Below are 13199 nucleotides of genomic sequence, written 5' to 3' on the forward strand. Positions count from 1 at the left end.
GCAGGTCGTGCGATGCGCCCCCGCCTGCTGCGGAATTACGATTTCTGCGGCACGGTCACGCCGTACGTGCAGCTCTTGTTGTACGCGTTGCCGATCGCCGTGAGTTGCGCGCTGCTGTAGCCGAGCGCGGCCGCGGCCGTCAGCACGGCCTGCGCGGCGGCCTTCTGGTTGGTCGAGCCGTTGGTCATCGACAGCCCCTTCAGGAACGCCTTGTCCATCGCCTGCGCGCCGATCGCGTCGCGCGCGACGAGGTTGCACGATGCCCAGTACTGGCCGGCCGTGTGGATCTCGGCACCGCGCGCCTGCGCATAGGTGCGCCCGACGTTCCAGTTGGTCACGCGGCCGCCCCAGTACTCGTTGTGGCCGTCCCAGTTGAAGACCCAGTTGTACTGCGCATCGGACGGGCTCCACTGGTTGAAGTCGCGGCTGTACGCGGCGGCGAGATAGTCGCCGGTGCCTTCGGACAGCCCCTCCTGCTGCGACAGGCCGCCGTTGGTCACCCAGTCGTGGATGCCGTGGCCGAGTTCGTGGATCACGACGTCCGCATCTTCCGCATCGTCGACACCGCCTTGCCCGAAGGTCAGCCGGCCGCTGCTCGACGAGTACGACGAGTTGTCGTCGCCCGATTCGCCGTGCGGATCGTACTGCACGCCGCCCGTGTACTGGTACGGCAACGCCTTGATGCCGAGCGTCTGGTTCACGTAGCGCAGGAACGTGTCGATGTGGTAGTACGCGTTCACAGCCTCGAAATACAGGTTGCCGCGCGTGAACTCGAACGCGGGAGTCGACTGCAGCGGGCACGCGTTGTCGCGCGGCGCATCGAAATCGACGCACGCCGCATACGGGCCCGACAGCGCGTAGCGCGCGCCCGATTGCCCGAGATCCTTCAGCGTCACGCGCACGCGCGCGGCCGTGAGCTGAGTCGAATCGGCGTCGCTGCTGTCCTTGTAGCCGGTGCTGCCGTAGCTGCTTTTCGTCGGCGACAGCGGATCCGGGCGGAACACGAAGCCCGTGCCGTCGGTGGCATAGAACGCCTTGTCCTCGGCGCGCAGCACTTCGCCGCTGCCCGAGTCGATCAGCAGTTCCCAGTCGCCCTTCGGGCCGTCCTGCGGGCGGCCGCGCACCTTCCATGCGGTGTGCGTGCCGGCCTTGTCGACGAACGCGACGAGCTGCGCGTCGAGATTCGTGAAGCCGCTCACGCCGAGATACGCGCGCGCACGGTCGAGTGCCTGCTGCTGGTCGACGGCCTGCGACTTGCGCGACGTCGCGACCACGCCGTTGATCGTGTTGCTCGCAACGTACAGGATGCGGCCGTCCTTCGCGACAGTCACTGCGATGTCGCTGCCGTACACGGGCAGCCCGGCGGCCTGCTGCTGCAGGCGCACGACAGTGAAGTCGGCATCGTCGCGCTCCGACGTGACGACGAGGCTCGCGAGCGCGGCCGCGTCGAGCCCGAGCTGCGTCGCCTGAGTTGCGACGAAGTCGCGCGCGGTTGCAGCGGGCGTCGCGGCGGCCTTCTTCACGCGATACGCGGGGTTGTACAGCGTGACGGCAACGCCGTCCGCGCGGAACTGCCCGGTGGCCGTATCGGCTTTCGCGGCGGGCGGTGCGACGCCGCGCGTCAGGCTTTCGCGCAGGCTCGCTGCCTGCGGATTCGAGACCTTCGTATCGGCCGCGGCGACGCCGACGATGCCGAAACCGAGCGCAAGGCTCAGGGCGAGCGGCAATGCTTTGCGTGATGTCTGCATACGTGATCCTCATCTCAACGGTTGGACACGCCCGCGCACTCGTGGCGCGCAGGCACGACACGGCCCGCGCGCCGGCTCGATGGAGCCGGTGCGGCGAAGCGGTGTTGGGAGCGTCGACTGACTAAGGAAACCTAAATGTCAGGTCGAGAAGAAACGGGCGGGAGCAGGGGTGAGGAAGCGAACGGCAGGCAGGTTCGGCGACGGCGAAGCGAGCATCGTCATGTCAGACCCCTCGGATCGATACTGATATCGGTTGGATATCGGCCGGCAGCCTTGCGCGGATCGACATGCGTCGAATCCAGTCTCTCGTCTCGTTAGGCTGCCTATCTAATTGCGAGGTATGTTACAGAATATTTTCGACGACATTGCAAATTATTTTCGACGATCGCTTCGGTCCGTCGATCGATCGCCGGCATTGTTCAGCGAGCGGCGGGAAACGCCGTCGGAACGCGCAATTCCGCGCAGGATTGTGATTAAAACCCGCGACGATCAGCGCGTCGCGCGCCGGTCGCTGCGCGGGCTCAAGCCGAACCGCGCGCGATACGTGCGCGAGAAATGCGACGGCGATTCGAATCCGCACGCGACGCACACCGATGTGATGCTCATGTCGGTCTGCTGCAGCAGTTCGCGCGCACGATCGAGGCGCAGGTTCAGGTAGAAATGCGTCGGCGTATCGTTCAGCGTCGCGCTGAACAGCCGTTCGAGCTGGCGTCGCGTGATCGATACGTCCTGCGCGAGCGCGTCGGAGCCGAGCGGATTTTCCATGTGCTGCTGCATCGTGCCGATCACCTGGATCAGCTTGCGGTTGTGCACGCCGTAGCGCGCGGCGATCTCGAGCCGCTGGCTGTCCGAGCGCTGCCGGATGCGGCTGACGACGAACTGCTCGGAGATCGCCGCCGCGAGATCGGCGCCGTGCCGGCGCCCGATCAGGTCGAGCATCATGTCGATCGACGCGGTGCCGCCCGCGCACGTGATGCGCCGGTCGTCGATCTCGAACAGCTCCTGCGTCGCGTTCAGGCCCGGATAGCGCTCGCGGAACGCGGCCAGCGCTTCCCAGTGCAGCGTCAGCGGCTGCGACGCGTCGAACAGCCCGGCTTCCGCGAGCACGAAGCTGCCCGTGTCGATGCCGCCGAGCGTCGCGCCGTGCCGGTGCTGGCGGCGCAGCCAGTCGCCGAGCGCGCGCGTGTAACACACGAGCGGATCGAAGCCCGCGACGACGAACACCGTATCGACCTGCGCGATGTCCGCGCACGCGGCTTCGGCGGCGACGGGGATGCCGTTGCTCGCGGCGACCGGCGCACCGTCGGCGCTGATCACGTGCCAGCGGTAAAGCTCGGTGCGGAAGCGGTTCGCGACGCGCAGCGGCTCGACCGCGGACATGAAGCCGAGTGCGGAGAAGCCGGGCAGCAGCAGGAAGTGGAAATCCTCGGGCATCGGGGCAGGGGATGGAATCCGGTGGTCGTCGCACATCGCACGGGATTGCGAACGGACGGACACACGCCGCGGCCGGCTCGCAGGCGCCGAACGGTCAGCGGAAGATTATCGCGGGTTTCGCTCGTCTTCAGCGCGTTTTTTGCGGCGCGCACGGACCGGCGCGCGGTGATCGACGGAAGTTCGCCGGAACGACTTCCCGAATGAAAAAAAACGCCAACCCGGCTGGGCTGGCGTTTCGCTTCGGGTATGACCGATATCAGAACTGGTTCATCGTGTTGTCCTTACCCGCCGCCTTCAGCGCCGCTTCGCCGCTGAAATATTCCTTGTGGTCGTCGCCGATGTCCGAGCCGGACATGTTCTGGTGCTTCACGCAGGCGATGCCCTGACGGATTTCCTTGCGCTGCACGCCGGCCACATAACCCAGCATGCCCTGGTCGCCGAAGTATTCCTTCGCCAGGTTGTCGGTCGACAGCGCGGCGGTGTGGTACGTCGGCAGCGTGATCAGGTGGTGGAAGATACCGGCTTCGCGCGATGCATCTGCCTGGAACGTGCGGATCTTCTCGTCAGCGAGCGCCGCCAGTTCGGTCTGATCGTATTCCACGCTCATCAGCTGCGCGCGGTCGTATGCCGACACGTCCTTGCCCTCGGCCTTCATCGCGTCATACGCCTGCTGGCGGAAATTCAGCGTCCAGTTGAACGACGGGCTGTTGTTGTACACCAGCTTCGCGTTCGGGATGACCTTGCGAATCTCGCTGACCATGCCGCCGATCTGTGCGATATGCGGTTTTTCGGTTTCGATCCACAGCAGGTCGGCACCGTTCTGCAGTGCGGTGACGCAATCCAGCACGCAGCGTGCTTCGCCCGTGCCGGCGCGGAACTGGAACAGGTTGCTCGGCAGGCGCTTCGGACGCAGCAGCTTGCCGTCGCGCTTGATGACGACGTCACCGTTGCCCAGTTGGTCGGCCGACAGTTCTTCGCAATCGAGGAACGAGTTGTATTGGTCGCCCAGGTCGCCCGGCGTGCTGGTCACGGCGATCTGCTTGGTCAGGCCGGCGCCCAGCGAGTCGGTGCGGGCCACGATGATGCCGTCGTCCACGCCCAGTTCCAGGAACGCGTAGCGGATCGCGCGGATCTTCGCGAGGAAGTCCTCGTGCGGAACGGTGACCTTGCCGTCCTGGTGGCCGCACTGCTTCTCGTCGGACACCTGGTTTTCGATCTGGATGCAGCATGCGCCCGCTTCGATGAACTGCTTGGCCAGCAGGTACGTGGCTTCCGCGTTGCCGAAACCCGCGTCGATGTCGGCGATGATCGGCACGACGTGCGTCACGTGGTTGTCGATTTTTTCCTGGATGGCAGCCTTCGCAGCGCCTTCGGCTGCATCCAGCTCGCGGAACAGGCCGCCCAGCTCACGGGCATCGGCCTGGCGCAGGAACGTGTACAGCTCGCGGATCAGCGCGCTGACGGAGGTTTTTTCATGCATCGACTGGTCCGGCAGCGGGCCGAACTCGGAGCGCAACGCGGCCACCATCCAGCCGGACAGATAAAGGTAGCGGCGTTCGGTGCTGTTGAAATGCTTCTTGATGGAGATCATCTTCTGCTGGCCGATGAAACCGTGCCAGCAGCCGAGCGACTGCGTGTACTTCGCCGGGTCGGCATCGTAAGCGGCCATGTCTGCACGCATGATCTTGGCGGTGTACTTCGCGATGTCCAGACCCGTCTTGAATTTGTTCTGGGCACGCATGCGGGCGGCATACTCGGGGCTGATGGCATTCCACGCGCTGCCGTGGTTTTCTTTCAAACCGGCAACTGCCTTGATGTCGTCTTGATACTGGGTCATGTCAATCTCCTGAGAGCAAAGCGCGTTTGAGTAAATGGTTGAGCGTGGGCTCCGTATGTCGAAGCGAACTGCATGACTGAATAGTAGCGCCGCCCGATGCGCTTTGGGTGATGTCTTATATAAGACATAAGACATAAATTTCCCTTGTTTTTCAATGAGATGCGTAGCGATTTTTGCGATGCAAAACAAGTTTTCAAGCGGCGAAAAAGGGATGCCGCGGGAATTCGACGCGAGTTCCGCAATGTGAAACGGCCTTTCGGCTGCTGGAGGAAGGGCAAGCACGATGGTTCGAGCAACGATTGCTCGCGGGATGATCGTGTAGACGTCTGTTTCTACGAACGGACGGACGGCTTTCCAACGTACGATCAAGCGCGCTGTGGAAGTCGCCGGGCCGACCTGGTCAATTCATCCGGGCAGCTCCAGCTTCGAGCCCGAAGCCGCATCGGCATCCCGTCCCTTCCCGGCGGAATCGAAAGCCTCGCGCCGCATGTGGACAAGCCAGTTTCACCCAAAACACGCGGCAAAACCCCATCCAACAAGCCTCTCCAAAACACTAGTGGTTTCCACTCATAGTCGCAAATAGTCAAGAACAGGTCGCCGCCGGTCTTTTCGCGGCCAATATGGCTCGTTACTTTTACTCCCACGATGCAGGCCGGCGCACACCCCGCGCACCGGCTGCGACGAGTCCCACCGGGAGGAACCGAACCATGAAGTCGACGAAGATCGCCGCGCTTGTCGCGGCCGTGCTGGCGACCGCCGCGTTCACGAACGCGGCGCGTGCCGAAACGGATGCCGCGACCTGCCGCACCGTGCGTTTCGCGGATATCGGCTGGACCGACATCACGTCGACCACGGCGCTCGCGTCGACCGTGTTCGAGGCGCTCGGCTACAAGCCGACCACGACGATTGCGTCGGTGCCGATCTCGTTCGCCGGCCTGAAGAGCAAGCAGCTCGACGTGTCGCTCGGCTACTGGTGGCCCGTGCAGCAGAAGCAGCTCCAGCCGTTCCTCGACAGCAAGTCGATCAACGTCGTCGAAACGCCGAACCTGTCCGGCGCGAAGGCGACGCTCGCGGTGCCGAGCTACGAATACCAGGCCGGCCTGAAGACTTTCGAGGACATCGCGAAGCACCGCGCGGAACTCGACGGCAAGATCTACGGGATCGAGCCGGGCAGCAGCGCGAACGCGACGATCCAGAAGATGATCGACACGAACCAGTACGGGCTCGGCGGCTTCAAGCTGGTCGAATCGAGCGAGGCCGGAATGCTGGTGACGGTCGAGCGTGCGATCCGCGAGAAGAAGTGGGTCGTGTTCCTTGGCTGGGAGCCGCATCCGATGAACATCCAGCTCAGCATGAACTACCTGTCCGGCGGCGACGCGTCGTTCGGCCCGAACTACGGCGAAGCGCGCGTGTACACGCTGACGGCGCCCGACTTCATCGCGCGCTGCCCGAACGCGGGCAAGCTCGTCACGAACCTGCGCTTCTCGACGCAGCTCGAGAACCAGCTGATGCAGTCGGTGATGAACAAGACGAAGCCGGCCGACGCCGCGAAGGCCTACCTGAAGAAGAACCCGCAGGTGCTCGATCCGTGGCTCGCAGGCGTCAAGACGTTCGACGGCAAGGACGGCTTGCCGGCGGTCAAGGCGTATCTCGGCCTGTAATGGCCTGCACGTTGCACGACGCGTGCACCGAAAAAAACATCAGCAATGCGAAATAACCAGAGTCAAGCGAGGCAAACAGCATGAACCATGAAGTCATCGTGACCTGCGCCGTCACCGGCGCGGGCGATACGGTCGGCAAGCATCCGGCGATTCCGGTCACGCCGAAGGAGATCGCGGCGGCCGCGATCGAAGCCGCGAAGGCCGGCGCCACCGTCGCGCACTGCCACGTGCGCGATCCGCAGACGGGGCGCGGCAGCCGCGACCCGAACCTGTACCGCGAAGTGGTCGACCGCATCCGCTCGGCCGACGTCGACGTGATCATCAACCTGACGGCCGGCATGGGCGGCGATCTCGAGATCGGCCCGGGCGAAGACCCGATGCGTTTCGGCAAGGGCACCGATCTGGTCGGCGGCCTCACGCGTCTCGCGCACGTCGAGGAACTGCTGCCCGAGATCTGCACGCTCGACTGCGGCACGCTGAATTTCGGCGACGGCGACTACATCTACGTGTCGACGCCCGCGCAGTTGCGCGCCGGCGCGAAGCGCATCCAGGAGCTCGGCGTGAAGCCGGAGCTGGAGATCTTCGATACGGGCCATCTGTGGTTCGCGAAGCAGTTGCTGAAGGAAGGGCTGCTCGACGATCCGCCGCTGTTCCAGCTTTGCCTCGGCATTCCGTGGGGCGCGCCGGCCGATACGGGCACGATGAAGGCGATGGTCGACAACCTGCCGCCGGGCGCGCACTGGGCCGGCTTCGGGATCGGCCGCATGCAGATGCCGATGGTCGCGCAGGCGATGCTGCTCGGCGGCCACGTGCGCGTCGGCCTCGAGGACAACATCTGGCTTGACCGCGGCGTGCATGCGACCAACGGCACGCTCGTCGAGCGCGCGAGAGAGATCGTCGAACGGCTCGGCGCCCGCGTGCTGACGCCGGCCGAAGGCCGCAGCAAGCTCGGCCTGCCCGCACGAGGCGAGCGTCCGCTCGAACGCCGTGCGATCGCCGAATTCGCTTGAGTTTTTCCTGACCGATACGAGACGGCGGCGCGCACAGGCACGGCCGCCCACCGATTTCCCTTGAATTGAAGGATGCGTTGACATGGCTGTGAAGACCGACATCAAGACGTTCGCCGCCATCGGCACCGGCGTGATCGGCAGCGGGTGGATTTCCCGCGCGCTCGCGCACGGTTTGGACGTGGTCGTATGGGACCCCGCGCCGGGCGCGGAAGAACGGCTGCGTGCGAACGTCGCGAATGCGTGGCCCGCGCTCGAGCGCGTCGGCCTCGCGCCGGGCGCCGATCCCGCGCGGCTGCGTTTCGTGTCGACGATCGAAGCGTGCGTCGCCGATGCCGATTTCATCCAGGAAAGCGCGCCCGAGCGCGAGGCGCTGAAGCTCGAACTGCATGAGCAGATCAGCCGCGCGGCGAAACCCGACGCGATCATCGCGTCGTCGACGTCGGGGCTGCTGCCGACGGATTTCTACGCGCGTGCGACGCATCCGGAGCGCTGCGTGGTCGGCCATCCGTTCAATCCGGTCTACCTGCTGCCGCTCGTCGAGGTGCTCGGCGGCGAGCGCACGTCGCCGGAAGCGGTCGAAGCGGCGATGGAGATCTATCGCAAGCTCGGCATGCGGCCGCTGCACGTGCGCAAGGAAGTGCCGGGCTTCATCGCGGACCGGCTGCTCGAAGCGCTGTGGCGCGAGGCGCTGCACCTCGTCAACGAAGGTGTCGCGACGACCGGCGAGATCGACGACGCGATCCGTTTCGGCGCGGGCATCCGCTGGTCGTTCATGGGCACGTTCCTGACCTACACGCTGGCGGGCGGCGATGCGGGCATGCGACACTTCATGCAGCAGTTCGGCCCTGCGCTCGAACTGCCGTGGACGAAGCTGGTCGCGCCGACGCTCACCGACGCGCTGATCGACAGCGTCGTCGAAGGCACGACCGAACAGCAGGGCACGCGCAGCATCAAGGAGCTCGAACGCTATCGCGACGAGTGCATCACCGAGGTGCTGAAGTCGATCGCCGCGGTGAAGGCGCGGCACGGGATGCGATTCGAGGACTAGTAACAGACCCTAAGGACAGGCGATGACGGGCGATACCCCGCTGACGATTTACCGCGACGTGGTGCGGCCCGAATGGGTCGACTACAACGGCCACCTGCGCGATGCGTTCTACCTGCTGATCTTCAGCTTCGCGACCGATGCGCTGCTGGATCGCATCGGCCTCGACGACGCCGCGCGTCGCGAGCGGGGCCGCTCGGTCTATACGCTCGAAGCGCACGTGAACTACCTGCACGAGATCAAGGAGGGCACGCAGGTGCGCGTCGATGCGCGTGTGCTCGCGCACGACGCGAAGCGGCTGCACCTGTATCTCGAACTGTTCGCGGATGGGCATGACGACGCGGTATCGGCGAGCGAGCAGATGCTGCTGCACGTCGATACGCGCGACGGCGCGAAGTCGGCGCCGTTTGACGAAGACGTCGCCGCGCGCGTGGCCGAGCTTCATGCGTTGCAGCGCGATTGCGCGGCGCCTGCGTATGCGGGCCGCGTGATCGGGCTGCCGCCGCGCCGCTAGCGTCGATCTTCAACCGCGGAGGCACGCGATGCTCGAACCGGAAATCGCGGCGTTCGTCGCAGCCGTCGACGCGTGGTATCCGGCCGACGCGGCGGCGCGCTCGCCCGACGAGCAGCGCCGCCTCTACGACCGCTTCGCGGCCGAGTGGACACCGGCGGCTCTGCCGGCCGGCATCGTGCAGCAGGATGTCGTGTGGCATGTACCCGATGGACGCGCGATCGCACTGCGGCGCTACACGGCCGCGCACGGTACGCCGCGCGGCACGGTGCTGTTTTTTCATGGCGGCGGCTTCGTCGTCGGCTCGCTCGACAGCCATGCGCTGATCACCGCGCAACTGGCGGCCGACACGGGGCTTGACGTGATCGCGGTCGACTACCGGCTGGCGCCTGAACACCGCGCACCGGCTGCTCTTGAAGATTGCCTTGCCGTCACACGCGCCGCGCGCGATGCGCGCTGGCCGTTCGGGCCGTGCGTGTATCCGCTGACGCTTGCGGGCGACAGTGCGGGCGGCATGCTCGCGGCGGCCGTTGCGACCGCACTGCGCGATGCGGGCGAAGGCGGCATCGACGGCATCGTGCTCGTCTATCCGATGCTCGGGTTCGAACCGCAATCGCCCGCGCGCGAAACCGAAGCGCACGCGCCGATGCTGACGCTCGACGACGTTCATCGCTATCGCGCGCTGTATTGGGAAGGCGGCCTGTCCGACGCACTGACGGACGGCAACCCGCTGCTGCGCGCGTCGGTGCCGCTCGCGGCAGCGCGTTTCGACGGCTTACCGCCCGTGCTCGCGATCGGCGCCGAGCACGATCCGCTGCGGGACGATGCGCGAGTCTATGTCGAACGGATTCGCGCGGCCGGCGGGGCTGCGCACTACTGGATGGGAGAGGGGCTGGTGCACGGCTGCTGGCGAGCGCTCGGGACGAGCCCGCAGGCGGCGCGGATGCACCGGACGGTCGGCGGGTTTCTGCTCGCACCACACGCGTAGCGGGCGTTTCCGGGAGGCAACGATGCAGGCAGCGCAACACCGTATCGAGGACTGGCGGACGTTTTCCGCCGACGCGGCCAATGCGGCCATTGCCGCGGTAGCAATCGGCGACGGAGCGTTGGACGTCGAGTGGAACGACGCGCGACGATCGCCGTTCCATTTCGACTGGCTGCGCGACAACTGCGCGTGTACCGCGTGCGTGCATGCGGTCACACGCGAACAGGTGTTCGAGATTGCCGACGCGCGCGAGGATCTGTCGGCGCTCACCGTACACGTCGAAACCGACGGCGCGCTGCATGTCGAGTGGAACGACGGGCATCGCAGCGCGTGGTCGCCGGGCTGGTTGCGCGCGCATGCGTACGACGACGCGTCGCGCGCCGAGCGCCAGGCCGCGCACGGGCGGCACGTGTGGGCCGGCGACGATGCGACGGCGATCGGCGTGTTCGCGTGGCGCGACGTGATGGAGGACGAAGGCGCATTGCTCGCCTGGCTCGCCGCGTTGCAGCGCACCGGGCTGACGCTCGTCGAAGGCGTGCCGGCCGAGCGTGGCCGCGTCGACGAGATCGCGCGCCGCATCGGCCTGATCCGCGAAAGCAATTTCGGCGTGCTGTTCGACGTCGAATCGAAGCCGAGGCCGGACAGCAATGCGTATACGTCGCTGAACCTGCCGCCGCATACCGATCTGCCGACGCGCGAATTGCAGCCGGGCGTGCAGTTCCTGCATTGCCTCGCAAACGACGCGACGGGCGGCGACAGCGTATTCCTCGACGGGTTCGCGCTCGCAGACGCGCTGCGGCGCGAGCATCCGGCCGATTTCGAGCAGCTTGCGTCGACGCCGTTCGAGTTCTGGAACAAGAGTGCGAACAGCGACTACCGCTGTTCGGCGCCGGTGATCGGGCTCGATGCGCGCGGCAACGTGACCGAGGTGCGTGTCGCGAACTTCCTGCGCGGGCCGCTCGATGCGCCGGCTGGATCGGTCGCGGCTGTCTATCGCGCGTACCGGCGGTTTCTCGCGCTTGCGCGCGAGCCGCGTTTTCGCGTGCAGCGACGCCTGCGGGCGGGCGACATGTGGGCGTTCGACAACCGGCGTGTGCTGCATGCACGCACCGAGTTCGATCCGTCGACGGGCCGCCGGCATCTGCAGGGCTGCTATGTCGATCGCGACGAACTGCTGTCGCGGTGGCGGGTGTTGTCGCGTTCGGTGCCTGCCGCGGCCATGCCGCGCTGACCGGCGGCGCACACGGCGTCATCTTGCACACACGCATGCTTCGCAGACGAAAAAGGCCCGGACGCCAGGCGCCCGGGCGAAGCCACCCGCTGCCGGGCGGCGGAGGTATGCGTTTCACAAAAAAGGACGAGCCCGCAAAGGGGCTCGTCCGGATACGGCTTCATCGCGCGACGCGCGGCGCCCGCCGGGGGCGCGTCGGCTTACTGGCCGAAGAAGATCGAATCGCGTGCGTTCGACGACGCCGCGGCAGCCGGGGCGCCCGAGTGGACGAGCGGAGCCGGTTGCGCGCCGTAGCCGCTGGCGTCGGCGCCATGAACGCGCGCTTCCGCGCTCTGGATGTCGTTCGGGTAGTAGGGGCTCGACACGCCCGGCTTGTAGCCGGCTTGTTCGAGCTGGACCAGTTCGTTCTTCACTTGCGCGCGGGTCACGGTGCTTTGCGCGAATGCGCCGAACGAAGCGGACAGGGCGGCAGCGGCAACGACTGCGGAAACGAGCGATTTCATGATGACCTCCGGTGTTTTATTGAGTTCGCTCTCGACACCATGTCTTAAGCGATTGATCAAATCTTAGTCATCGGATGGTTGAGGGTAAACGCTGATTTTGACGATAAATTGTTTCCTGGGCGGTAACAGTGGTGCGCCGAATCAGTCTTTCAGCCGGCTTTCTTTCCGGTTGATGTAATAAGTATGAAGAATGTTGCGGATCGTGACGCGCGGTTCAGCGCGCCTCGGCCGCCGTGTCGAACGGCCGGCCCGGCGAGCGCCCGGCCGGCGCGCCCGAGCTGAGGAAGCGCACGCCGGTCGCGGCTTCCGATGCTTCCCACAGCAGCGCCGCCGAAGTCACGTCTCGCGCCGCGCGCGGCACGCTCGCGGGCGCCGGCAGCCCGCGCGATTCGAACCAGCCGGACGGCCCGATATATGCGCCGCCGGCGAGATCGGGCGATGTCGCCGCGTGGATCGCGGGCAGCGCGCCCTGGTTGGCCGGCTGCGCGAGATAACGGTTCGCGGCACGCATCAGCGCGGCGCGGGCGGGCGAACTGTCCATCGCCGGGCCCGCGAACTGCAGGTTGGTCGCCGCATAGCCGGGATGCGCGGCGACGCTGATCCCGGCGAACGCGGCGCGCTCGAAGCGGCGCTGCAGTTCGATCGCGAACACGAGGTTCGCGAGCTTGCTGTCGCAATAGGCGAGATAACGGTTGTAGCGATGCTCGGCGCGCAGGTCGTCGACGCGAATCCGGCCGCCGCGGTTCAAGCCGCTCGACATCGTCACGACGCGTGCGCGTCGCGCGGCGCTCAGCGCGGGCAGCAAATGGCCGGTCAGCGCGAAATGGCCGAGGTGGTTGGTGCCGAACTGCATCTCGAAGCCGTCGCGCGTGTGCCGCAGCGGCAGGAACATCACGCCGGCGTTGTTGCAGAGGATGTCGACGCGGCCGTGGCGTTCGGACACGTCGGCCGCGAAGCGTTCGATCGATGCGAGATCGGCGAGGTCGAGCGCATCGACTTCGACACGCGCATCGGGATGGAGCCGGCGGATCGCATCGGCGGCCTGCGCGGCGCGCGCGGCGTCGCGGCAGCCCATCACGACGGTCGCGCCTTTTGCGGCCAGCGTTTCCGCGAGCTGCCAGCCGAGGCCGCTGTTGGCGCCGGTCACGACCGCGACCTTGCCGCCCTGCGCCGGGACGTGGCGCGCGCTCCATGCATGCATGTCTGCCTCCATCGGCACGGCCGAACGACCGCG

The 13199-nt window shown here is 66.3% G+C and carries 11 protein-coding genes; 6 read left to right on the plus strand and 5 right to left on the minus strand.

The window, feature by feature from the left end:
• Positions 1-35: 35 nt before the first annotated feature.
• The 3 genes from BT264_RS26030 to BT264_RS26040 all read right to left on the minus strand — a co-directional run bounded on the left by BT264_RS26030 (position 36) and on the right by BT264_RS26040 (position 5019).
• Positions 36-1748, minus strand: coding sequence for a M36 family metallopeptidase (locus BT264_RS26030; RefSeq protein ID WP_072441936.1), 1713 nt, complete (start codon positions 1746-1748; stop codon positions 36-38).
• Between the two features lie 489 nt (positions 1749-2237).
• A complete protein-coding gene (locus BT264_RS26035) occupies positions 2238-3182 on the minus strand; it encodes a GlxA family transcriptional regulator (RefSeq protein WP_072441933.1) in 945 nt (314 codons plus the stop codon).
• Between the two features lie 256 nt (positions 3183-3438).
• Positions 3439-5019 carry an isocitrate lyase gene (locus BT264_RS26040; RefSeq protein ID WP_072441931.1) on the minus strand — a complete coding sequence of 527 codons (1581 nt, stop codon included), beginning with the start codon at positions 5017-5019 and terminating at the stop codon, positions 3439-3441.
• 707 nt (positions 5020-5726) lie between these two features.
• Between BT264_RS26040 and BT264_RS26045 the strand changes: the two genes are divergently transcribed.
• From BT264_RS26045 to BT264_RS26070, 6 genes are all read left to right on the plus strand, one after another.
• On the plus strand, positions 5727-6680 hold the full coding sequence (locus tag BT264_RS26045; RefSeq protein WP_072441929.1) for a choline ABC transporter substrate-binding protein: 954 nt from the start codon (positions 5727-5729) through the stop codon (positions 6678-6680).
• 80 nt (positions 6681-6760) lie between these two features.
• Positions 6761-7690: a 3-dehydrocarnitine:acetyl-CoA trimethylamine transferase CdhC gene (locus tag BT264_RS26050; RefSeq protein WP_072441927.1), complete on the plus strand. Its 930-nt coding sequence runs from the start codon at positions 6761-6763 to the stop codon at positions 7688-7690.
• An 82-nt stretch (positions 7691-7772) separates the two neighbouring features.
• Positions 7773-8738 (plus strand): L-carnitine dehydrogenase, encoded by a 966-nt coding sequence (locus BT264_RS26055; protein ID WP_072441925.1) that lies wholly within the window; start codon positions 7773-7775, stop codon positions 8736-8738.
• 22 nt (positions 8739-8760) lie between these two features.
• The gene (locus BT264_RS26060) at positions 8761-9249 is read left to right on the plus strand and encodes a thioesterase family protein (RefSeq protein WP_072441924.1); all 489 of its coding nucleotides are present in this window, start codon (positions 8761-8763) and stop codon (positions 9247-9249) included.
• Between the two features lie 28 nt (positions 9250-9277).
• Positions 9278-10234 carry an alpha/beta hydrolase gene (locus BT264_RS26065; protein ID WP_072441922.1) on the plus strand — a complete coding sequence of 319 codons (957 nt, stop codon included), beginning with the start codon at positions 9278-9280 and terminating at the stop codon, positions 10232-10234.
• Between the two features lie 22 nt (positions 10235-10256).
• Entirely contained in the window at positions 10257-11462 is a 1206-nt protein-coding gene (locus tag BT264_RS26070) for a TauD/TfdA family dioxygenase (RefSeq protein WP_072441920.1), read from the plus strand.
• A 200-nt stretch (positions 11463-11662) separates the two neighbouring features.
• Here BT264_RS26070 and BT264_RS26075 read toward each other — a convergent pair whose 3' ends face one another.
• Positions 11663-11965 (minus strand): DUF4148 domain-containing protein, encoded by a 303-nt coding sequence (locus BT264_RS26075; RefSeq protein WP_034180712.1) that lies wholly within the window; start codon positions 11963-11965, stop codon positions 11663-11665.
• Positions 11966-12179: 214 nt separating this feature from the next.
• Positions 12180-13166 carry an oxidoreductase gene (locus BT264_RS26080; protein WP_072441918.1) on the minus strand — a complete coding sequence of 329 codons (987 nt, stop codon included), beginning with the start codon at positions 13164-13166 and terminating at the stop codon, positions 12180-12182.
• Between the last annotated feature and the right edge of the window lie 33 nt (positions 13167-13199).

It is taken from the genome of Burkholderia sp. NFPP32 (assembly GCF_900119325.1).
Lineage (GTDB): Bacteria > Pseudomonadota > Gammaproteobacteria > Burkholderiales > Burkholderiaceae > Burkholderia > Burkholderia pyrrocinia_C.